Raw genomic sequence first — 23,589 nt, 5'->3', positions numbered from 1 at the left:
ACAGAGAAAATAGACGTGCCGCGCAGGCGCGAGGTCATTGTGTTTAAGCTGGGGTACTTCTTCATCTTCTTCCCTCCAGACGTCGTCTTTATTCAGCAAAAACGGTTACTGCGATGCACCCGTTCGCTAACAGGTCGCCTCATCGTTTGACTGCTGCTCACAACGCGTTTGAGCGTCATGCTCAACTGCCATACGCTGCTTCGACACTTAAGTTAGCAACAACTGTAAAGCACTAGCCGGAAAACATTCAAGCGAATTCCCTTTATTCAATGCGACAAATTGCCGTGGGCACCATCAGGCGTTGACCTGCCGGGGCTGTGCCGCCTCGCAGAAGGACGCGGCTGCGTGACAAGCACCATCCGCGCGATTGCATGATATGAAGCGACTCAATCGCCTCAGCCATCATCAAATCACCATTGCTCTACGCCACGATAATCCAGCAGCAGCGTTGAGTCCGACCGCCCGCCACACGGGGACGTCACGATCTCACCGGGTGCCGTACCCGCGCTCGCCCGATGACGCTCTTGACTGGCGCGCGCCACATAAATAGCCTATTGCGCACCACCTCGAGCTAATGCCCCGCTTAGCCCATCAGGCATTCTGGTACGGAGCGCTTGCATTATGCAACGTACTCCTAATTTTTACATTACAATTATGTCGTGTCACAGCCGTCAACCGACTGCTCCCGCTGGCCCAATTCGCCCCCGTGCTACCGCTCGACTCGCTCGCGCTCCCCACATGCCTAGTCTTTAATACAGCATCACAGGCTCCCGTCCGTGTTCGTGACACACTCCAAGGCGGCTTTTGTTCACAAGCTAAGCGGCAAAAGCCACATAAAAATTTCTAACTTTTACCTCCTGTCATAATTTTGTATTTTTCCAGTATCTCCCCCCTTTTTATACTATTTATATTTTTCATTTGACTGAACGCTTCATGGCCAAACTCGCTTGATATGGCTTCTTTATGTTTTTCTGATGCCTCAGCAACTTTCTCCGCCATATTGACTGCCCCACCAACACGCCAAAGAACTGATGCCCCTTTTAAGGCTATCTTTGCGGCTGGATGAGGCACTACTGCTGCCGCACCGTCCAACACAGCACCAACACTCATACCAGTCGCCACACCTGTTATGACTTCGTCTTTTACCTCTTCTTTGAATTGGTTAGCAGCTGTTACAAGCTCTTCATTTTTCTCTGAAGACATTGTCGTCGCTACGGCCGCACCCTTAGAAGCCTTTTTTATCGCCTCAACACTTAAACCTAGATTATTATAGGCATCGGTTGCAGCAGCCTTTGTCAAAGCAGATTTATTCACCTGCTTCACATCACCCGTAGTAGCAAATTCCCCGACGGTTGCCACAGTATCAACGCCTGTTTTTAGTGCTTCCACGCCTGGCACTTTACCTTGAGCAACGTGGCCTACTGCCTTAACCCTGCCTATTATAGTTTCCTCTATTTTTATAGATATATCAAACTTATCTTTTCTTTCACCGATTTTATTAATTATCTCGTCTGCCTTCTGGTCACCGTAAGTTTTTTTTGAAGCTTCATGTGCTTTAATTTCAGTCTCCGAATGAGCAGGTAATTTTTGCCTATGCTTATAGGCTTCGTAAACAACCCCGGCCACTCCAGTTACTCCTGTAATGGCCGTCTTCCACATCAGGCCATTATCATCATAGCGTAAAATTGGACTATTTTTTACCATCTGATAGAGATTCAAGCCATCGACTATTCTAGCCGGATCGGGATTGAGCCATCGCCCTAGCCAAGGCATATAGTAACGGTACCCATAATAATAGAGCCCGGTCGCATCACGCTCCTTACCCGAGTAGCGCACGTACTTGTATTTCGCCTCCAACTCGCTTTTTGCCGCCCACACTGCGGTGCCACCGTACGGATAATATTCTTCGTAGGTAAGCAACTGCCCCGTGTTATCAAGCTCCAGCGTGCTCGAGCCCAACTGATTATCCAGACTGTAGCGCACTTGATCGTTATCAATCTGTTCAGGTTTTCCCGCTTCCCAGTGCATCACCCGCAACGCAATGCCGCTCGCGTCCACCACGACCACCTGCAACGCTTCTGTCACGTTGGACCGCGTAGGATCGTCTACATCGGCTTGCCGATGCTCGCGTCGCTCGAGCCCAGGCAGATAGCGCACGTCGTCGCTATGCTGCTGACTGCCCGCGCGCCAACGGCGTACCTTACGCGCGCGTTGGCCCGCACTGCTGTAGGCGTAGCGCTCATCGTCACTCTCATTGTCGCCGCGTTCGATTTGCACGACGCGGCTAAGCTGATCGCACGTGTTCCAGTCTACCGGCTGACCTGGCTGCAATTGCGTCAAATTGCCGTTTGCATCGAAATACCGATCGACCTGTTCAGGCGCCACATCCCAAGCTTCAGGCACTGCTCGGTTTGAGCCGGCGGCCACCACCATGCGCAGCGTATAGTGCTGCGCACCGGTATGTTGCATCTGACATAGATTGCCGCTCGCATCATACGTGTACTGACGCGTGTAGTTCACCCGTTGTGTGGCGTCTAAGCTTTGCCACAGCGGCAAGGCGGCACTTTGCTGGCTCGTCTGCGCGCTTTCACGGCCAGTGGCCTGGACTAATTGATACAGCGCGTCGTAGCGATAGTCGCTCGCCGCTTCAACGCGCTGGTTGCGTGTATAGTGCACCGGCTGTGCCGCATCTTCGATGCGCGTGATATTGCCTACCGGATCATACGTGTAGCTCAAATTCTGCAGCACCGTGGCATCACGCTCACGTTGCGCGCTCAGGCGGCTAAGTCGCTGTGTGCTGACTTCATACACATAGGTACGCACGACACCATTGCCTGCACGTACCTGGAGCGGCTGGTTCGACGCATTGTAGGTAAAATCCGATGCTATGCAACGCTCATTCTGACCCGCTAAGCGTAGCCATACCGTCTGAAGCTGACCGGCAATATTCAATTCGTAGCGGCGGCAATGTCCGCCTGCATCGGTGTGTGTCACCGTCTCGCCCAGCGCATTATAGGTCCAGCGGCTTGTGTAGCGCTCTGACTCAAGTAAGGCGCGCTGCGCGGCTTCGTCTTCGGGCCAATTGGGCGCGTCCAACGTGGCTAGGAAGCCGCGCGTTTCACTCAGTGGCTCGCCGCTCAAGCTGTAGCCTCCGATTTCATTTATGCCCGCTGGATCTGCATGGCGAACCAGCTGACCACGATCATTGCGGCGCGCGTCACTGTCCGGTGCCCCATAGATAAGCCGTTCGCGGCACGCTTGCACGGCACCGGCGGGCTGCTCAAACCGCGCGATAGGACGGCCTAGCAAATCATATGTCCAGTGTTGACCGTGCCCGTTACCACTGGCCACCCACGTGATGAGCCCGCGCGCATCGCGCAGCTGCAACTGCGCGCCCGCATCGACACTGTCCGTGCGTAGCAGCTGGCCCGACAGGGTGCGCTGGTAATGGAAGTTGACCTTATCTGGCCCCACATGCCGCGGATCGGCGCTGCTCACCAGCGCGCCGCTCGCATCGAATGCATGTCGCGTCACCAGAACTTGCCGCTCGGGATCATCGGGCACGCGGTTGTAACGGATCTGCCGCACCGTCAAGCCCCGATTGTCGCGCACCTCAACCGTGGGCGTGTCGCGATACAGTGGATCGTCGCCTGTGTCATTTTCATCTTCGTGCGTGTCGAACCACACATCAAAGCGGCTACGTCGCTGATATCCGGCCGCCGTTTGCACCCGCGTGTTGCGGCCTAGCGGATCGTAGTAGAGGGTGTCGTGAGGTGCGCACTGCCGCAGCGACGCATCATTCACATAGCGGGGCGTATCAATAAAATACGGCTGATACACGCGCACGGCCAGCCCTTTATTGTTGTATTCGACGCGGCCCGAAACTGCCCAACGTGTCGGCGTATCTTGGCTTACTGGCTGTCCTGCTTCAAGCACCAAATTGCCGTGCGCATCGCTCGTCCACGCGGGACCCGCGGCAACACGCTGCTTGGTTTGCAGCGCTCGGCCTAAGCCATCAGTGAACGCCACCGTACAGCGGATTTGTTGGTGTGCGTCATCCGGATAGCCATCGCTCGTGAAGCAGGCCGTATGCATCGGCGTGCGAGGCGCTTGGTCCAGTTGCACCTGGATGTGCGCCCAGCGCTCGAGTGATAGCCCGGGGGGCGCGGCAGCCAGCCACCGCCAACGCGCACGGATTTGGCCATCGGCCGTGAGCAGCCCATGGCGACACAGCATGGCTTGCTCGGACTCATTTAACGTGGACGGCTCCAGCCGCCCCATCCAGCTCGACAGCGCATCGTACCAAACACTAGCCGCGTGTTGTATCGCGCCGGCAGGATCGGCCAGCGCCGCGTCGAGCGTAGTCACCGCGCTGCGATACTCGTTCACTGGAGCGAAACCGACCTTGTCATCCCCTTGCGTACCGTAAAAGCTGGTGACCCGCACCCGGCCCAGCGGATCATACGCGGCTTCGTGCCGGTTCTCGTTCACATCAACTACGCACGTTGGCTGCAGACGTCGATAGTCATGGTCCGCCTGCATGACATACCCTAGTGCATCCGTCACGCGCGTCACGCATAGTCCGGACCCATCGTATTCGATGTGGGTCTCGGCGCCAAATGCATCACGCTGATGGCTGAGCCGGTAGAAATGGCTTGCTCCGAGATAATGTGCGCGCGGCGACTCGATCCAATAGTAACCTTCCTCAATGCGATACCGCGCTTGCTCAACCCATGGTTCGAGCGCGCCAGGAGGCGGGAGACCATCGCACGCCTGCTGCAGCATCTCCAACGTCATTTCAGCCTGCCACGTGCAAGCCAGCAAACCTTCCACGCTCGCTTGACCAAACGGCAGCACACTGTCGTGTGCATCGGCATAGTTCTGCCGCTGCCAATGGATTAACTCACCTGGCGCCGTGTCCATTCGGCCGTCGGTGAGTTGCTCATAGCCGAGCCACTCGCCTGCGCTAGCGGGCGGCTGCAACGCTTGTGCTTTCGCCTCGCACGGCAGGCCCAATCGCCACGGCGCGTTGGGTTGATTTAAGTGAATCCACCGTTGTTGCGTGCGCGTCACGCGCAACTGCTGCTGCTGCGTATCTTGGCATTCATCCGAAGGAGCAGGATTCGTGCGGCGCGGATAGTGCACCGTGGCCGTGTCAGTTGGGTAACCGTACTGATCCGCCTGCAGCAACACCTGGTGCGTCATCATCGGATCATCGGGCATGCGCTCATACTGCGCGCTCCATTGTTCAAGCTGCATCGGCAGCAGCACGCGCGCGTCGGGCGCATCGTGCACCACGCGCACCTGATAGCGGTATTCAGTGACGGTATAAGGATGCGCCGCCGCGGGCGTATCATCGACCCCGTACACTTCCTCGCGCATCACCCGCCCACGCAGCGCGCGGCGCATCGCGCGCAACAACTCTGCATCGGGCTGCACGATCGGTTGATGCTGATCATCGGTCCAGCGCGTAGGGCCCAGCGCCGGCGCTTTTTCATTCCCTGCGTAGTAGTCGGCATGAGGTGCGTCGTCCTGCTCGGCACCGATCCTAAACCACGTTTTGGTCAGCACCGGCGCGGTCAGCGTGTCGTCGTCAGCGTTCGAGGCGTTACGCTCCGTATCCCACTGCTCGAGCGAGCCAAAGCCGGCAAACTCGCGCTCGTACCCATCATAAAAGCCGTGCCGATACTGGTAAGTTTGCGTCAACGTATTACCAGTGATCTCGTCAGTGTGCGTGACCTGCGAGATTACTTGCACTGGAAACGGCAGGTGGCTGACCGCATCGGGCGTCGCCTGCTTTTCATCGAGCCACGCTTGCGCGGAGCTGCGATAGGTGAGTTGCGTGTCGAGCCCGCGGTTATTATTCACGCGCTCAAGTAGATATGGTTTCTTGCCTGCGACGAAATCGTAGACCCAGTGACGCGGTGTTGGGTGCGGCACTGTGAGTACCAGTGCCGCGCAGCCGGTGCCATGTATGTCCGCGAAACTGACCTGACAGGTGTCGTCATAGCGCACGCCGTCGGGCCACGCGAACACGACCGGTTCTGCTAAACCGTTGCCGCCATGATTGAAAAATACTTGAAAGCTCGTACTACCCAAATAAATCAGATCGGCCGCGCCCGAGCCGTCTAGATCCGCCAGCCGCACCCGTGCTGGGTGAAAAGTATGCGCTTCAAACGGCAACGTCGCCAGCGTGATCGGAGCACCCAAACGTGCGCGACCCAAGTTTGGCCAGCACACTAGGGTGTCATGGCGCACGCGCACCAAATGCGGCTGGCCCGAGCCAAGCACGTCACTAAACGCGACCAGTTCGGTATGCGCGCCGTTATTGCCCGGCAGCCGCCCCGGCGGCGTATAGGGCACTTCTTCGGGTCTGTCAAAGCCAGCCTCACGCCGGTTCGCGTACAGTCGCACACTTTTTGGGCCGATCAGCGCCAGATCCGGCAACCCAGCGCCAACCAGGTTAACAAGTTGTGCATCCGGATGCAAAAACTCCGTCGGAAACGCGCTAAACGGCACAAACGCCTGCCAGTGCTTGTCTGGGCCCAGCGCAAAAAAGCCCGCCAGCCCCGGCTGCGCAATTACCCAATCGAGTTGCCCGTTGCCGGTCAAATCCATCAACGACTGTCGTGTGTTGGGACCGAGTCCCCCAACGGGCAACTGCGGCAGCGGCTGCCAGGCTTCATACGCGATCGCGTCTTCGCCGTTTTCAGCGCGCACCGGTGCACGGTACCAGTAGCTGGTGCCATCGCGGTATAGCACACCGGGCACCCCTTCACCATACAAATCGACCAGCTGATACACCATGCCATCGTTCAAGCCGGCCAGCGGCGCAAACGATTCAAACTGACCTTGACCCAGTACAAAGGTGCCAAAATCTAGCTCGACCGGCGGTAGGCTCACCGCCGCGGGCTCGCCGCTGGCCGGATCCGGCCCATAGCCGGTCATCCACGCCGCGCGCAAGCGACTGAGCACCGGTTGTTCGTCGTATTCGAGGTACAGCCGTCGCACTAGCACCGGGTCCGGTCCCAGCGCCTCAAAGCGGTGAAACATCAGTACCTGCCGGCATAGCCGGTGCGTGCGTACTTCAAAGCCAGCCGCATAGTCGGAGAACGGGTCTAGGCGCGCGCACCACGCGCGTTGCGGCGCATACGTGGGTATCGCGTTCGCATCAGCCGCATGCTCGCCATAGTCGAACACCAGCTCGAAGTACCAATTGGTTGGCACGGGCGTGCCGCTCATCAGGTACAAGTCGGCACACGCTTGGCGATTGCCGTAGCATACGCGCTTCAAATAACGCTGCGCGCGCCGCTCACGCGGTTGCTCAACGGGAACGCTAGTGTCAATGCCACTATTGTCTTCACCCTGGTACGCATAGTACACATGCTCACCGTGCGGCGTGACGCTTTCTTCAAGACACCAGCGAGCAATATGCTCGGGCGTAGCAGGATCGGCCAAGCGCGCCGCCTGTGTATAACCGAACAGATGCTGCGTACCATCGGCGGCTTGCACACGCCAAAATGCGCAACTCGCGTCGTCTTGCGCTTGCCAGTAATCGAGCCGATCGAAACTACTGGCAACACGCGGCGCATAGGGCGTAACGTGAAAGACGCGGTCGTTCAACGTCTGATCGGCAGTTTTACCGACGCGCACCAATACTTCGCCACCTGCGTCGACAAACTCATCCGTATCCGTATAGCGCGGCACGCCTTTCGCGGTGCGCCGGCTAATGCTCGGCATGCTTAGGGCCACACCCAGCCCGAACGCACCGTTGCCTGCGCCACTGCTGTAGGCTAGTGCGAGCGCCGGTGTGATACCACCTGCATCGGTAGTCGGCAACGTCAATGTTAACGACGCGGCGCCACTTACACCGCCGACACTGAGCGTCTCGCTCAAGCCCTGAATAGCGCCGCCGCCTTTAGGCAATGACAAGAATGGCAATTCGATGACGCGCGGGGTGTTTGATTCAGCACGGATGGTGCGGTCCATCACGATATCCTTTTAATGCAATTTCTGGGAATGAGCGTTCCGTTGGCTCACGCGTGCTGGTGCCAGCTTGGGGGATCGCCTTCTTTGACTAGCCCCCTCTTAACGACGCGTCTAAACCATACATTGCGTTGCTAACTTCCTATAGCATCAGTTCAGTCGAATATCTGGGAATTCAGCATATTAGTTTTCTCAGGCCCTGAAACGCAGCTATTGAAATATTGTGGGTATTATGTGTCTCGGATGATGTAATGTAGATGCACGATGATATCGTTCAAATTAGCCACCACATCGCGTTGTGCGCCATCGTCCTTGCCCGCATGGAAAATATTGAGCGACAGCGTGCCCTGAGTCACATCCATACCCTCAAACGGCAAGAAACGGCTGTCGTTGAGATCGGTCACAAATCGGCCGCTATCATTTAGGCCATGCGAGAGCGTCGCCGTCTCCTTCCCAAATATCAGCGTCGCCTCGATATCTTGATACGGTCCGAGCAGCGTCGGCAGCGTCACCGCGACGCTCTTAATGCGACGCGTCTTGCCCTTCATGTTGTAGGATTTATCCAACTCCAACACACTCAAGTCCAGCGTAGCCTGGAAAATGTTGTCCGTCAGCGATAGCCTCACGCCGCCCGATGGGTCCACAGGGTTGCCGTCCAGCACAGTTTGGAGCTTGTCTTTGAAAGTCTCAGCACCGAATAACGTAGCCAGCGATACCGTGCGCGTTGCCTCCAGCCCCATGGCACCGCGTGCCAGCCAAATGCTGTCAAGCTTTTGCAACTCCACGCTCAACCCTTCGCCCGCCAGCAAACCTTGCCACAGGTTGTCCCACACCGGTACCCGGAACACACCATCGGTGTCTTGGTCGCCCAACTCTTGCACCAAGGCCGCTTTTGCCTGCAGGCATATCGGCAACGTAACGTCGTATAGTTGATAATAAAGTGCGGACAATCGCGCAGCCAGCCAGTTATATAACGCTTGTCCGGTAAAACGTGTGGTTTGGAACTCGTACAGCGCCTGTGCATGCGCTTGCTCAGTTTCGGCCAGTGCGATTTGTTTTTGAGCCATCGCAATTTGTTCGGTCAAGCTCTTGATCTGTGCGTCTAGCTGGGTCACCTCATTTTTGGCAATATCATGTTGCAGTTGCCATTCTTCTTGGCGGCGCTGATAGCTGGCTGTCACCTCAGAGATGCCCGCACTTTGATCTTGTGCAACGGCCACCGCTTGAGTAGCATGCGCGGTCCCCAGCACAGGCGCACCCCATTGAGACCCACCGTTGGCCAGACCGAACGTATTTGGCACCGCGTCCGCGACGCCACCGGCAATCAGTAACCCGGTCGCGGCCAGGTTGGTCGTCATCGCGGTGCTGCGCAGCGTCAGCCCGGCGATTTCCGCCGCGGACAAGTTACCATCAATCAAGTTACGAAAGTGGCTCTGGCGCAACGTTGCGCCGTCACGGCTGGCTTGCAGCGCGCTTAAACTATGCTGCAGCCCTTTTAAATTACTCTGCTGTAAGTCGGCCTGTTGTTTCAGCACTATCTGCTGCTGCGTCTGTAGCAACAACGTCATTTTTTCATTGTCTTGACGCTCCAGCGCCAGCTGCAAGCTGCTGCCAAATTGCGTTAATAGTCCCACCGCGCTGCGCGCGCGATCAGCTACCAGCGGGTAACGCCAGCCCTGCACATGGCCCTGGCTGCTCATCACACCGCTGCTCGCGTCGTCGCCTCCGGCCTGCTGGCGTTGTAGCTCAGCCGGGTCCACCGGCGTTGCGTAAAGCGGCAGATTGAGCGGCTGACCATCCAAGCTCAGGTTATGTCGCAGGTTATACAGGCGCAGTTCAAGCTTATCCCAGTAGCCCAACAGCACATCGTTGTACGGCGGCAGAAAATGGCCATCGCCCATGTCGGCCGCGTCACCCGTGCGCAACCAACTCGCAAAGGTGAGCGCGCCGGATAGATGGCTGCGGGTCGGTTTGTCAATCGCCCCTGCCTCGGCACTGAGTGTCGGGTTGGGCCACGTATTCGTGATGCGAATATCCGGGCGCGGCCCGAGCAGTTGCTGCGCTTGGATATAATACATTTTGGCTTCGACCAGCGTGTCCCGCTCCAGCATTCGATACGCGTGATCGCCGCGTGCAATCAACAAGTCCAGCACATGCAAAAAGATCGCCAGCTTATAGTGCATTGGGTCGGCCACTGCGATGACGTCTGGATCGGTGGTCGCCGGTTGGCTCGTGTCCCAGGCAGTGTCAAGCTGCAGCGGCAGCACATTCCAATAGCGTGGATTGCTGTTGTCATCGTAAAGCAGATTGCCATCGTCATCGCGGTAGCCGCTGCTGTTGAAAATCCGCTTAAACCAGGTATTCGCCTCGTCATACCGTTGTTCGGTCTGCATCCGCACAGCTACCAGGAACGGGATATGAAAGAAAATTTCCCACAAGTACATTCCGTAAGGGCCGCTGAACGCGGTTAGACCGCCTAAATCCTTTTGCACGCTGTAATTAAACAGCGCATCATGCCGATCATCAAAAAGTTTAGGCAGGTCAACATTATTTGTCAAACTCAGCGAAATTTCTTCACCATCACTTGATAGCTTAAAATTTCCAGAAGTAGTAAATTCTCCATAACTATCATAATTTATAAAATCTTTTAACTTTTCAATTTTACCGAAATCACTAAAACTTCCATTGCAGGAAAATATCAAATAATTAGATCCGGAATCACCTTTTCCGTGACTAATTTTTAAAATCTTTTTTGGATAAAAATCATTATTATAAAATATATAATCCCCCAAATCGCTCAATGTTTTAATAATATTTCCAGATTCATCACCCAGGGTAACCCCAAAACCGGGCTGGACACCAGAGTCTGCATTTTTCAAAACAAAATAATCTTTGCAAAATATAAATTCTGCATCAGAACTATATTGTGTTTTGATATGTTGATCCTCAACGGTACCTGTTACGCCTTTTCTCTCAATTTCCTCAAAACAATATGCAAATCTTTTTTCCTTTGAAGCCCAACTAAAATTATTATCCATGCACCAAATATTTTTAGCGCAACTAAACCCTTCATCACCTTTATCTATTTTGTTATACCAGCAAACATTTAATCTACTTTTATCCCAAAAGAGCTTGACCAAACCCTTGTACGGATCAGCAATTCCAGCGGCTATTTCTCGCCACTCGGTCCACTGGATTGGGATTGGCCCCCGCTCATCCTCCCTAGCGGCTAGCGTCAGCTTTCTCCAATAAAATTTGTAAGGCTGGTTCTGAGTTCTTGCAGCAAAAAATACCGTTTTCTCATCCCCGCCTTTGGCCGCATGGATATATTCAAGATTCGAAAGCGTGTTGTATTCAGCTAAATACTCACTTATTTTTGACTGAACCAGCGCGTCACTTAATTTTCCTTGCGAAATCCCTTGCTCCAGTGTTTGGAATAGCTGGGTCTTGTTCAATCGTAAGGTTGGGTCAATATAGTTGCCTGCATAGAATTTGAGCCGTTCCTTACCGGCCCATGTGCTATAGCGCCGGTTAAAAGCGTCCCAGTTGTACAAAAAATGCTCCTGTGCAAAGTACGACTTTGCGTCCTCCGCCAACGCACCGTCATAGCCTTCGATCGCCCGATGGATAAACAATTGTAAGCTGCTGATCGCTTCCGCCAGCGGTGACGTGCTCACTCGATCGCTGATCTGGGTGTCGAGCAGCAAATACTCATACAGATCATTGGCGTTGTGGATACGATCCTTCAAATCCGCCGGCACCTGCGTCGCAATATAGCGATCTACCAGCGCGTCGCGGCGGGCTTCTTTCAAGGTTTGGGAAAATAGCGAGGCTGACATGAGGTAGTTCCTTTAATTTCGTTTATCGACGAGCGCTGATTCCTGCACTTAGATTCCTAGCCACCGACGCTAAGAGGGTGCGGTCTTCAGCAGACGGATCAGCCTGCATCATCGTCTGAAGTTGTTCCAACGTGGTCGTCCCCACGTTCAGCGCTTGCCCCACGCGCAGCCATGTAAGCAGCTGCCACAGCACATCAAAACTTTTCGGCCATGTGTCCTCGCCCAATAATGAGACGCTCATTTGCGCGACAGTATTGGCATCTAGTTGATGCAGTGCCGCGATCAACTCGGCAGCCTTGCCAAGCGTCATTTCCTTGGCATTGAGCTGATCAAAACAGCGCATCGCCTCGTCGCGCGAGACCACGACCTGCGTTTGCCACTGCTTAAAGCGTGATAGCGTCAATAGCACTGCCATGTCCGGCGTGGGAACAGTGACGGCTGCGCCGATCAGGCGCGCCGGATACGCCGTGAGCAGCTGCAGATCTTGCTCAGTCAACGTTAGCCATTGCGCAATCAGCACTAGCTGACTCAGACGCTGCGTCGTCAGCACAAGGCCGGTATCCTTCTGCAAATCGTCCAAATTGACGTTGGCCTGACTGAACCGTGTTTGAATGGCATACCAATAGTGAGCGAGCGTAAAGGCGGAGTCGGTCTGGGCGGTCAGCTTCTCAAGCCACGTGGTCACACCGCCCATCACATTGCTTTTCAGATTGAAGCCCGCAGCCAACGCCCGCAGCACCTTTTGCTGCAGCGCTTCATCCAGCGCATCCTGCCGAGTGGCAGCGGTGCTCGAAGGATTGACGCTATCGCAAACATTTTTCAGGAAGTTAAACATTTCCGCGGTAGCTGTGCCACTCCAAACGGTACTCACCATCCCCTGCAACTGGAGCAGGTTCAGTCCCACTGAAGCCATCCAGTCCAGGATCTTTTCCGTGCGGCTCAGAATCGCCAAGGGGGCCAGCGACTGCGGCTGCCCTAGCTGTTCCAACAACGTGTCCTGCCCACCGCCCATCAAGCGCCACAACACTTCGGCCTGTGCAAACGTGAGCCCCAACAGACGCGGTATCGCGCCAAAGCGATACAACTGACCCGCGGTGTGTTCATCCAGCGTAAATTTTCCTGCGCGCCCAAAGCACCAACCGCCAATCCGCGCGAACTCGTCGCTGGTCACGCCTAACGCCTTGCAACAGATCGTAGACAGTTCGTCCTGCTGATTCTGCTTATAGTTCACTGCCGTGCCCAACGCAATCGCGTCGCCGCCGTCTGCCGGACGGAACGTGGACGCGTAGAAGCTTGACACTTGATCCGGCGCATACGTGTTCGCGGCGTCGATGAAGGTCACAAATGTATTGACATCCAAACCGTAGCGCTGTTTGAGCCGCACATACTCCGCCAAAGCTTCCAGTACGGGTTTGTCCAGCACCGGCTTATTGTGGTGCTCCGGCACGCAGCGGCTGGCGTTGACTATCACCCAGTCCAATGCCTCAAACGATAGACCGGTTAAGTGGGACAGGCGCACCAGCTTTTCCGCACGGCCCGCCAACTCAACTACCGTGTCATCCATCAGGTTAAGGTTTTTGCCGTCTTTTTGTACCCACAGATAACGCGACTGGTCCGTCTCTGTGTCGCCCAGCGTGCCATTTAGATAGGCCGCACCGTACACATTGACTCGTGTAGGCTCTTGTTCGCCAAAATGCAAAAAGCGGCTATACGCGCGGCTTTCTTTGCCGTTATCCAGGTAAGACTGCTGAGCAGTCAACTCCAGCAGCTGATTAAAGTTCAGGCGGGTTTTTTCACAGAAGGTCGAGATCGGATTCAGCGTCGTCGCTAGCGCCCCTGCACTGCGTAGGCCGGCTCCTTCCATACCGTAGTGATCAGCGATATCGGTTTCGCTCAAGTCGGTGTTGGTCATGAGCTGATAGCTCACCGGCGTCATCGACAAGGTCTCACGCGCCGGCGGCGACGGCTGCTCAAACACGACCTCGGGAAACGGCGTTGAGCCGTCTTCAATCGGATTGCCAGCATCGTCTTGGCACATCATCACCAGCAGCGCCTTATCCCGCGGCGCCGTCACGATCAGTGCCGCTTTCCAATTGGACTGACCGGAATTGTCCACACCGACATATCCTTTATCGGTTTTTAGATAGTATTGATTCTTTTGTTTGCCGGGTATCAACGTGATCGGCAAATGAAAACTAGACATGGGTTTCGTGCCGCCGGATCGGCTCGCCATCTGCGCAAAATCGCCATCCTTGTCCGGATTCGTGTTGTGATTACCCCTCAGGAAGCAACCATTCAACACGTTAGCGGCATTACCTGCCATCTGCGTTCCGTCCGGCACACCCAGGTAATAACAGTGTTGCGCAACTGACCAGGTCAACACGAGCGGCGCCACAATGGCGGCTGCCGCATTATCGGCATTGCCCGCGACCAGTTGGGCGCCAACGACCCCATTACCGTTTGTGTAGTGCGATAAATAGACCATAGGCTCTGTGTCGCCATCTAGCGCTTGCAGATAAAACACATTGCCTGTCAAGTAAACACTGTCTGCCCGCACATTCTCGGCGCGACGGGCGGCACCTAGCGCAAGGGCTTGCTGCGACACGGCCTTGGCGGTGCTGTCCGTCAGGGTGTCCCAAAGGCCATTCAAAGTCCGTGCCTGAGCGGACAATGCGACATTGATTTGTGTTAAGTTATCGTCATAAGGCAGCGTCATTGGAAAATATCGATCAGACAATGCGCTGATACCCTCACTGCCTGACTGCAGCACCTGCAACAAGATATCAAGCGACGTGACCTCTTGTTGCATCGTGGCTTCGCTCAACACCAAATTTTTCAAATCCGGCCGACGCTGATCAATGTGCAAATTAGAGTCCGCATCGTGCAACGCGCTTGCCACTCGGTACAGCGCGGCAGCGTAACGGCCAGGGGAAAACAGCGATTGAATGGAGGTAGCATCCGCATACGCGCTGGCTCGCTCCATCAGATCGGTAAAATCGCCATCACCGCCAATATTGCGGACCAGCGCATCTTTCAAGAGGGGGGCGTCAGGCCGGGTATTGAGCTTCGTGAGCCTTTGTATCACTGGCTCCTGGTGCAGTTGCCAGGCACGATAAAGAGCCTTCAAATTGGTCGCACGCTGACGTGCCTGATGGTACACCGCACGGGCATCTTTGGCGGTCAGCGCTGGCACGGATTCAATGAAAGCAGCTCGACTGGTCAACGCGATATCAAACACATTACGATAGCCCGCGTCAAGCAGATGCTGATCTGCGTTACCCGACTGAGAGGTGAATAAGTCTGGCATAATTTTAGCTATACTAAACAAATATTTTAAAAGGTGGGTACGTGCATCGGAACAGCGCTATTCGGTCTAATCTGGATGCTACACCTCAAACGATCTCGGTGTCGTGAACCGTTACAAAATCGATGCAGCCAGCGTAGTGAAATCCATACCCATTACTTACCATCCTATAGTCAATTGATAGCGACTATTGGATAGGACGGTACTATCCCCCAGCGGCCCCATAGAGGGTGGTATATGGGGCATAGATTGCCTTAAACGGCAAGGATCAACAATGTCAGCCTTGTCCGCAACACGTCACTATGACGCACAACGCGCTTAAAGCGAAGCCGTGTCGCCGTACATCAAGCGGACAAAATTTGGGAACAGAATAAAAGAGAAAGTAGACGTGTCGCGCAGGCGCGAGGTCATAGTGTTTAAGCTGGGGTACTTCTTCACTTTCTTCCCTCCAGACGTCGTCTTTATTCAGCAAAAACGGTTACTGCGATGCACCCGTTCTCTGACAGATCACCTCATCGTTTGACTGCTACTCACAACGCGCTCGAGCGTCGTGCTCAACTGCCATATGCTGCTTCGACACTTAAGGTAGCAACAACTATAAAGCACTAGACGGACAGCATTCAAGCGAATTCCCTTTATTCAATGCGACAAATTGCCGTGGGCAACCTCAGGCGTTGACCTGCAGAGGCTGTGCCGCCTCGCAGAAGAACATGGCTGCGTGACAAGCGCCACCCACTCGATTGCATGATATGAAGCGGCTCAATCGACTCGACCATCATCAAATCGCCATTGCTCTACGCCACGATAATCCAGCAGCAGCGTTGAGTCCGACCGCTCGCCACACGGGGGCGTCACAATCTCACCGGATGCCGTGCCCGCGCTCGCCCGATGACGCCCTTGACTGGCGTAAGCCACATAGATAGCCTATTGTGCGCCACTGCGAGCTAATGCCCCGCTTAGCCCATCAGGCATTCATGTACAAAGCGCTTGCATTACATCACGCATTCCTAACTTCCTCCGTTACCACTATGTTGTGCCACAGCCGTCAACCGACTACTTCCGCTTCACTTCGCCTTCAAAATGCTCGACCTGTGAACTTGGCCCAATTCGCCTCCGTGCTACCGCTCGACTCGCTCGTGCTCCCCACACGCCTGGCAATCTCTGGAGCAAGATCGGCAACGTCAACCTGACCGGCGCTGCGCGTGCCATCCTGTCGGCGAACCCGCTTGGCGGAATGCGCGCGTGTGCCTGGCCGCGATATTGCTAACGGATTTCGAACGGCCCGCTGAGCAAATCATGCCAGCACTGCGCAACGCCAAATTACGGAACAGACGGACGTCCCGGCAGAAACGCTCGATTGCATACTCGGACACATATCCGGCGCCACCATGGATCTGGACGGCACGATCCGCCACGCGGCCGCACATTTCCGAAGCAAAGAGCTTGCAGCACGATGCCTCCATCGATACGTCTTCGTTATTGTCCCGGCGCCGCGCGGTATCGAGCACCATTGAGCGCGCTGCATAGATCTCGGCCTGGCTGTCGGCGAGCATCGCCTGTATCAACTGGAACTCGGCAATGGGCTGGCCGAACTGCTCGCGCTGCATCGCGTAGCGTAGCGCGTCGTCGAGCATCCGCTGCGCCGCCCCGACACAAATGGCGGCGATATGCAGCCGTCCCTTGTCCAGCACTTTCATCGCGGTCTTGAACCCACGGCCTTCGACGCTACCGATGACGTTCTACACGGGCACACGGCAGTTTTCGAAAATCACGTCGCATGTATGCGCGCCGCGCTGGCCCATCTTCTTGTCCGGTTTGCCGAGCGACAGGCCGGGCGTACCGCGCTCCACCAGGATGGCAGAGATACCGTCTGCACCGGCAATATCCGGCTGAGTACGGGCCATGACGGTATAGATCCCCGCCTCAGGCGCGTTTGTGATGAAGCGCTTGGTTCCGTTGATCACGTACTCGTCGTCGCGCTCGGCGCGCGTGCGCAACGATGCCGCGTCCGACCCGGCACCTGGCTCGGTCAATGCAAACGATGCGATCAAGTTCTCCGGACGCCAGCCTAGGCAAGTAGCGGGCCTTCTGCTCCGGCGAACCATCTAGGATTAAGCCCTGCGAGCCGATCCCGTTATTGGTGCCCACCAGCGACCGGAAACAACGCGCATGCGAATATCGTGCCCTACCAGGTATTCGCCGCGAAGGACGGGCAAATGGTGCTGACGATAGGCAACGACGGCCAGTTCCGCAAATTCTGCGAAGTCGTCCATTGCGCGTCGTGGGCAACGGATCCGCGTTTTGCCACTAATGCTGCACGGGTTACCCATCGCGACACGCTCATCCCGATAATCCAACAGGTATTGAACACGCGTACAATCGAGCAATGGATTGGGCCACTAACCAGCGCCGGTGTGCCCTGCGGGCCGATCAATAATATCGCGCAGACCTTCACGAATCCGCAGGTGGTGCACCGCGGCATGCGTGCCGACCTTGCGCATCCATTGGCCGGTACCGTGCCCACGGTGGCCAATCCGATCAAGATGTCAGGTTCCCCGATCCACTACCGCGGCGCACCACCGACACTTGGTCAGCACACCAAATCAGTTCTGTCGTCGGTCTGCGGGCTAGATTCGGAAGAAATCGCCCGGTTGAGGAATGCGCGCGTCATTTAATCTCGGCGCGTGCGGAGCCGTGCGCCACCTAGCTCCAGCCGCGCCCGCGCGGACGACTGCACGGGGACCTGCCTGCGAGTATGTTCCAATTCCACTCGGATCATCATCAGCGGCGCCGGTGACCAAGCCTGAGCCGAGACGGCGCATGCATGAGCCCCGCTTCTCATCGACCGGCGACGGCTCGGAGATCGATTGCCTCATTGGCTTCCCCACCTCGAGTTAGACGACGGCTGCGGACGGTGCCCAATGCCGGTAGCGGGAAGTGAGCAGTTTTCGTGCCGATTTCGGTTGCCGCGCCGTTAGCGGTAGTAACGGGCTGCCCATTGCTAAGCCAGGCCAGCGGCGTCAAGCGCCCTACGTGCGTTCGACGCCGTCGTCGCTGCGCTTCAAAGCATCACGGATCTCGCGCAGCAGTAGGATATCCTCGGACGGCGGTGCAGAGGCGGCTGGCGTCTCCTCAGCCTTATGCGCGTCCAGCCTGCGCAACTCGTTCACTGCCTTGACAAGCAAGAAGACGATCACCGCCAGGATCAAAAAATTCACTACCACTGTAATGAACGCCCCGTAGCCAAACACCGCGACGCCTGCTGCCTGCAGGTCTTTGTACGAGCCGGGATTACCCATGAACGTGGCAGGAACGTGTCCAATACGGATGAACTTGTTTGAAAAGTCCAGCCCGCCCGTGACGGCACCGATGACTGGCATAATCAAGTCCTTAACCACCGAATTGACAATCGTCGAAAATGCGCCGCCGATGATCACACCAACGGCCAGGTCCATCACGTTGCCTTTGATCGCGAATTGCTTGAATTCTTGGATGAGTTGAGCCATCTCATGTTCTGAAAAATATATCCCGGGCGCTTAAGCGATCCGCGTGCCAGCTCGGTCGAGCCGCGTCAGTGAAGCTTCGGATCTGGATCAACTTGACGGCAACTGCCCCCACTCGGGCACCCCCGGCGCCCTAGCTGGCCCCGCATGCTGAAGCACGATCACACGGTACTGGTCCACGAACAGCGCATCGCTCTCGATGCGGGCGGTCATGTCGTTGTAGTCGCGGGATACAACGGCCGGCCTCGTACGCACGAGTAGCCCCGGATCGGCGGCACCGGTTTGGATGACGGCGCCGTCAGGCGCCAGGTTGCCGCGTAATACCGCCAGCCCGGTATGCTGCATCAGCGGCACGGCGCGATGGCAGACCACTGATCCTCTAGCTCAGGCTTGAAGTCTTGATGACGTGGGCGCGCTTGGCCGCTTCGAGCGGCTCAGCCAGCAGTTCTTCAACTACCGGCTTCGCCCAACCACTTGCGTCAGCGCGCCAATTCTCGAATCTTTCGACAGCCGCGGCGCAGTAATGCGTCGCCGCTGCCCAACCCGTCTACGCTTATTGACGGTTATAAAGCCTACCACCATGACTAATCCTGACGAAACGGACAAGAAGCAGCCCACCAGCCAGGCCCAGACCGACTATAAGGCCAATCCACATTCCTACCATGCCCCAGTGACGAGTGATCGATAGCCACCAACCAACCGGCATACCCACTATCCAATAAGCAAAAAACGTAATAAATATCGGCACACGTGTGTCCCTCAAACCTCTTAAAACACCGCAAAATACTGTCTGGAGACCATCTAGCAACTGAAGTAGACATGCAAACTGCATCAGTATCGCCGAATTGGCAATTATGGACGAATCACTTGTATAAAGTGAGACAATCGAATTAGAGCCTAACAATATCAAACAACCGCAACAAGACTGTGTAAAAAAAGTCAATCCAATTCCAATAATACCAGATTTCCATATATCATCGGGATTGCCACAACCTTTTGCTTGCGCTACGCGTACCGTAATCGCTACCGATAAAACAAATGACACCGTGCAAGCGATAGCTACGGTATTAATTGCAATTTGGTGATTCGCCACTGACTCCGCACCGATTCTCCCAATAACAAGTGCCGATGCGATAAAAAATCCTCCCTCTATCAAACGCGTCATGCCTACCGACAAGCCAAATCTAAGCAAATCATATATAATTTTAAATTTAGGCATTACGCTGCCCACTTGATGCCTTAATTTAAAATAAAAACCTTTGCGATAAATATAAACAAGAAAGGCAAGCGTTTGCACCCAAGCAATGATGCCACCTGCTATTCCATTGCCAACTGCACCAAGTGCTGGCAAACCAAATGCACCATACATTAGCACATATCCAATTGGACCTGTAAGCGCAAATCCGATCAGATTAAACTTAAAAGTTTGCCGCGCCATTGACAGTCCTTCAAATAGCCCTCGGCAAGCATAGAAAATGCCAAGCGCAGGCCCAGCGATGCATATAGCAAATAAAAAATTGCGTGTATCCCGGACCAGTTCTGGTGTCGTCGCAATGAATTGAATTAAAAATGGGCCCAAGAAACATGCAAGCGCTGTCAAAAACAGACTAAGCATAATGCTGCCCCACAGCGCTTGCAGGAAAAGTGGTCCCACTTCAGCGTGTCGGCCCGCGCCTTTGAGTTGTGCCACCAAAGCCTGTAGTGCCATCATCAGCCCGCTTAGAACAAGAACCGCTAGCATCCAGACGCTTGACCCGATCGTCACTGCGGCGAGCACATGGGCGCTCAGCTGACCTGCGAGCATTACATTGATTAAACCCGTACCGATAAACGACAGGTGGCCTCCAAACAGCGGAACGGCAAGCGCCAAGATTGCACGAACCTCCTCTTGAATTCGAGGCCAAGTGAACGGGACACTGATGTCATAGCCAGATTTTTTATAGAAGCTCATTCTATATGATTTTCCATAAAGGATAACCTTTTATGTTTCATACCACACAAAACATCTTGTTAATCTACTTTCACATCAAATTAACTTTAATTTGGCGTTACCTTACAATAACTTCCTGCTTGTGCCGCTTAAAACTTTACGTAAAGTCGGCTCCCTGAAGGAGCCGCCCTCAATATTCCACAAAATTCCGCATTTCTTAAATCTGATTATTTTTATTTTTTAAACCTTCCAAGATTACCATCCATAAACCTTACTTTATATCGACAAGCACTTTACGAACAGTTTCAAAAATCTGCCCGATCTGCGCTTCATCGATAATTAAAGGAGGAGCGAATGCAAGAATATTCCCTCCTTGACGAATTAACACGCCAGCCTCGAAACACTTAGCGAACGCTTCTTTGGCTCTATTACCTTCCCCGTTTGGCCTAGGCTCCAGTTCAATAGCAGCACATAAACCGATATTGCGAATATCTTTTACGTAAGGCACATCGCGTAACGCATGTACAGCATCTTCGAAAATTGGCGCAAGTAAAGCAGCCCGGTCAAAGAGCTTCTCATTATGATATATATTTAGCGCTGCAATGGCTGCAGCGGCAGCCGTCGGATGTGCCGAGTAGGTATAGCCGTGGAATAATTCGACTTCTTCAGGTTCAGTTCCATCGACAATGGTGTCATATATCCGTTGATGTGCGGCTACACCACCCATCGGGATAGCACCGCTATTGATCGCCTTAGCCATTGTCAGCAAATCCGGTGTAACGCCGAAGAACTCTGAAGCAGTTGCTTTACCAAGACGACCAAAACCGGTAATCACTTCATCGAAAATCAATAAAATACCGTGCTTAGCTGTAATTTCCCGCAATCTTTGCAGGTAGCCCTGTGGCGGTACCAAAACTGTGCCGGCCGTTGGATCAACGATAACCGCCGCAATAGTCGAGGGATCGTTCACTGCAATTAGCCTTTCTAGCTCGTCTGCTAAGTGTGCGCCCCATGCCGGTTGTCCACGTGAGAAAGCGTTATGCTCGAGGTTATGGATAGTCGGCATATGGTTGGTTCGCGGTAACAATGAACCCGAGAATGCTTTTCGGTTAGCCCCTATTCCACCAACCGACATACCACCGAATCCAGCACCATGATAGCTACCGTCTCGACCAATAAAACAAGTACGTTGGCCTTCGCCGCGCGCCCGATGGTAAGCAAGCGCAATTTTAAGCGCAGTATCGACTGCCTCAGAACCGGAATTGGTGAAAAAAATCCGATTAAGTCCTTCCGGCATCAGTCTGGCAACTTTCGACGCTGCCTCGAATGCAAGCGGGTGACCAAACTGGACAGTTGGCGCATAATCTAGCTTAGCCATCGCTGTACTGACCGCTGAGATAATCTCTTCACGACAGTGTCCAGCATTAATACACCAAAGGCCAGCGCAGGCATCAAGTATTTGCTGGCCATCGCTCGTCCAATAATACATGCCCTTTGCTGATTCAAACAAACGCGGCGCCATTTTGAATTGACGGTTAGCTGTAAAAGGCATCCAAAAGTGAGACATGTCATCAAGGACAGCATGAGAGGTCATGAACAATCTCCATCAAAAAAATATTGGCATCTTGGCGTTCAGCATAATCCACCATATTAATTATGCTTACTATTCAACGCTTTATTTTCGGATTAAATTATATGCACCATAATCTATCATTTGCAGCACATGCAATTTAAACATTAAACCCACCAATTTTCAATATATTAAGATTATACGCACGCGGAGCTGCATTTGATAACTTCCGCCCCCCTGGTTTCGGCAGCCTCCTCAGCCTTATATAAACCAGATGAATTCTTTCCGTAAGTCATATTCAAAGGATTGCACATTAACACCTTAATAATCCGGGAACCCAATCCTGGCATGCCAGCATGAGCAAGCTTTAAATTATCTATAATGATAAAATCGCCACGCTTCCAAGGGAAGGAAGAGTGGTATTTGCGCATAAGCTTCGCAATTAACTGTATTTCTTCTTTTTCAAATACATTGCCAACACGAAGGTTGTCTGTCTCACGGCTTGGTATGACATTGCTGGAGGAATCGAACACTCGTCCCATAAGACGCCCCCCGCAAGTAAGAACAATTATTGGATGCCTTAAAGCAAAAAGATTTTTTCTAATATATGGAAAACTCCAGACCAACCTATGAATACACCATTTAAAAGAAGCATAGTCAGAAGAAAATTGCCTAATCAATTCTTTAGTCAACCCATGGCCATTTAATTCCCCGGCAAAGTGAATAATAATAGACTTTTCTTTTGTTGTAGGATGTTCAGCGACACTTGGTTTATACATAAAAGCATACTGATCTCCATGGTAGTCGACCATAGACATATCTATCTTCTCGCAAAAATCTTTTGCAACTTCATATGGCAAATTGTATCTTTTCGCAATTTGCCATATACTAAATATACCGGCCAAATACCGCTGCTGCTCTAATTTTTCCTTTAGACGCTCCGGAAGGTCATTGTATATTTTGCAGATATCAAATAAACCCGTTTCACCACCTAGAAGTGGTGGTTTTTCACAAAAAAATGAAATAAATCTTGGCACATCAGGCACGTAATAGCTTTCACTGTGAATGCCCCCCACTGGATCCAACGTCCCTCCAGTTTTAAAATTTACATTCGGATGTATCACATGACGCGTGCCAGACACCGTTATTCTTCCGGGCTCAGACATCATAAATTCACTCATACCTCTCATCCCTTGAATAGAGAGAACTTGCTCTTCAAAGTCAGCAGCTGAGTGTATATCAAACCCACGAAATAAAACTGCACCATACCTTTCAATATCAGAAATAATCTGACATGAATTTTCCTTCATAAATCTTTTAAGAAAATTACGATTTTTTGAGTGCAAAGGCTCTATTACTAAAGGTGTTTGCGGCTCGCTACTGCTAATGGCCCTTTCGTCATTTCTCAATGCTCGAGTTGTAACGCCCTTATATTGATTTTCCATTTTGAATAAAAT

Annotated in this window: 8 protein-coding genes and 3 pseudogenes; 1 reads left to right on the top strand and 10 read right to left on the bottom strand. The window is 53.7% G+C overall.

Annotated elements, in window-relative coordinates:
* Positions 1-843: 843 nt before the first annotated feature.
* The 4 genes and pseudogenes from KPG66_RS15195 to KPG66_RS15180 all read right to left on the bottom strand — a co-directional run.
* Positions 844-7,989 (bottom strand): SpvB/TcaC N-terminal domain-containing protein, encoded by a 7,146-nt coding sequence (locus KPG66_RS15195; protein WP_237071334.1) that lies wholly within the window; start codon positions 7,987-7,989, stop codon positions 844-846.
* 227 nt (positions 7,990-8,216) lie between these two features.
* Positions 8,217-11,825, bottom strand: coding sequence for a neuraminidase-like domain-containing protein (locus KPG66_RS15190; RefSeq protein ID WP_013428528.1), 3,609 nt, complete (start codon positions 11,823-11,825; stop codon positions 8,217-8,219).
* A 22-nt stretch (positions 11,826-11,847) separates the two neighbouring features.
* A complete protein-coding gene (locus tag KPG66_RS15185) occupies positions 11,848-15,132 on the bottom strand; it encodes a Tc toxin subunit A (RefSeq protein WP_049786526.1) in 3,285 nt (1,094 codons plus the stop codon).
* Between the two features lie 1,178 nt (positions 15,133-16,310).
* Positions 16,311-17,289, bottom strand: a pseudogene (locus tag KPG66_RS15180) (acyl-CoA dehydrogenase family protein); the annotation flags it as partial.
* A 20-nt stretch (positions 17,290-17,309) separates the two neighbouring features.
* Between KPG66_RS15180 and KPG66_RS15175 the strand changes: the two are divergent.
* On the top strand, positions 17,310-17,804 hold the full coding sequence (locus tag KPG66_RS15175) for a CoA transferase (RefSeq protein ID WP_013428523.1): 495 nt from the start codon (positions 17,310-17,312) through the stop codon (positions 17,802-17,804).
* Between the two features lie 66 nt (positions 17,805-17,870).
* On the opposite strand, the pseudogene KPG66_RS15170 reads toward KPG66_RS15175, so the two are convergent.
* The 6 genes and pseudogenes from KPG66_RS15170 to KPG66_RS15145 form a co-directional block, all read right to left on the bottom strand.
* Positions 17,871-18,005, bottom strand: a pseudogene (locus KPG66_RS15170) (divalent metal cation transporter); the annotation flags it as partial.
* Positions 18,006-18,158: 153 nt separating this feature from the next.
* On the bottom strand, positions 18,159-18,635 hold the full coding sequence (gene mscL / locus KPG66_RS15165; protein ID WP_013428522.1) for a large conductance mechanosensitive channel protein MscL: 477 nt from the start codon (positions 18,633-18,635) through the stop codon (positions 18,159-18,161).
* Between the two features lie 96 nt (positions 18,636-18,731).
* Positions 18,732-18,992: pseudogene (locus KPG66_RS15160) on the bottom strand (dihydroxy-acid dehydratase); the annotation flags it as partial.
* A 193-nt stretch (positions 18,993-19,185) separates the two neighbouring features.
* On the bottom strand, positions 19,186-20,583 hold the full coding sequence (locus tag KPG66_RS15155; RefSeq protein ID WP_013428520.1) for an MATE family efflux transporter: 1,398 nt from the start codon (positions 20,581-20,583) through the stop codon (positions 19,186-19,188).
* Between the two features lie 250 nt (positions 20,584-20,833).
* Positions 20,834-22,156: an aspartate aminotransferase family protein gene (locus tag KPG66_RS15150; protein ID WP_237071333.1), complete on the bottom strand. Its 1,323-nt coding sequence runs from the start codon at positions 22,154-22,156 to the stop codon at positions 20,834-20,836.
* A 173-nt stretch (positions 22,157-22,329) separates the two neighbouring features.
* Complete coding sequence (locus KPG66_RS15145; protein WP_013428516.1) at positions 22,330-23,577, bottom strand: TauD/TfdA family dioxygenase; 1,248 nt, start codon at positions 23,575-23,577, stop codon at positions 22,330-22,332.
* Between the last annotated feature and the right edge of the window lie 12 nt (positions 23,578-23,589).

It is taken from the genome of Mycetohabitans sp. B2 (assembly GCF_021733735.1).
Classification (GTDB): domain Bacteria; phylum Pseudomonadota; class Gammaproteobacteria; order Burkholderiales; family Burkholderiaceae; genus Mycetohabitans; species Mycetohabitans rhizoxinica.
Note: the sequence above shows the minus strand (reverse complement) of the source record. Positions and strands in the feature narration are given on the sequence as shown.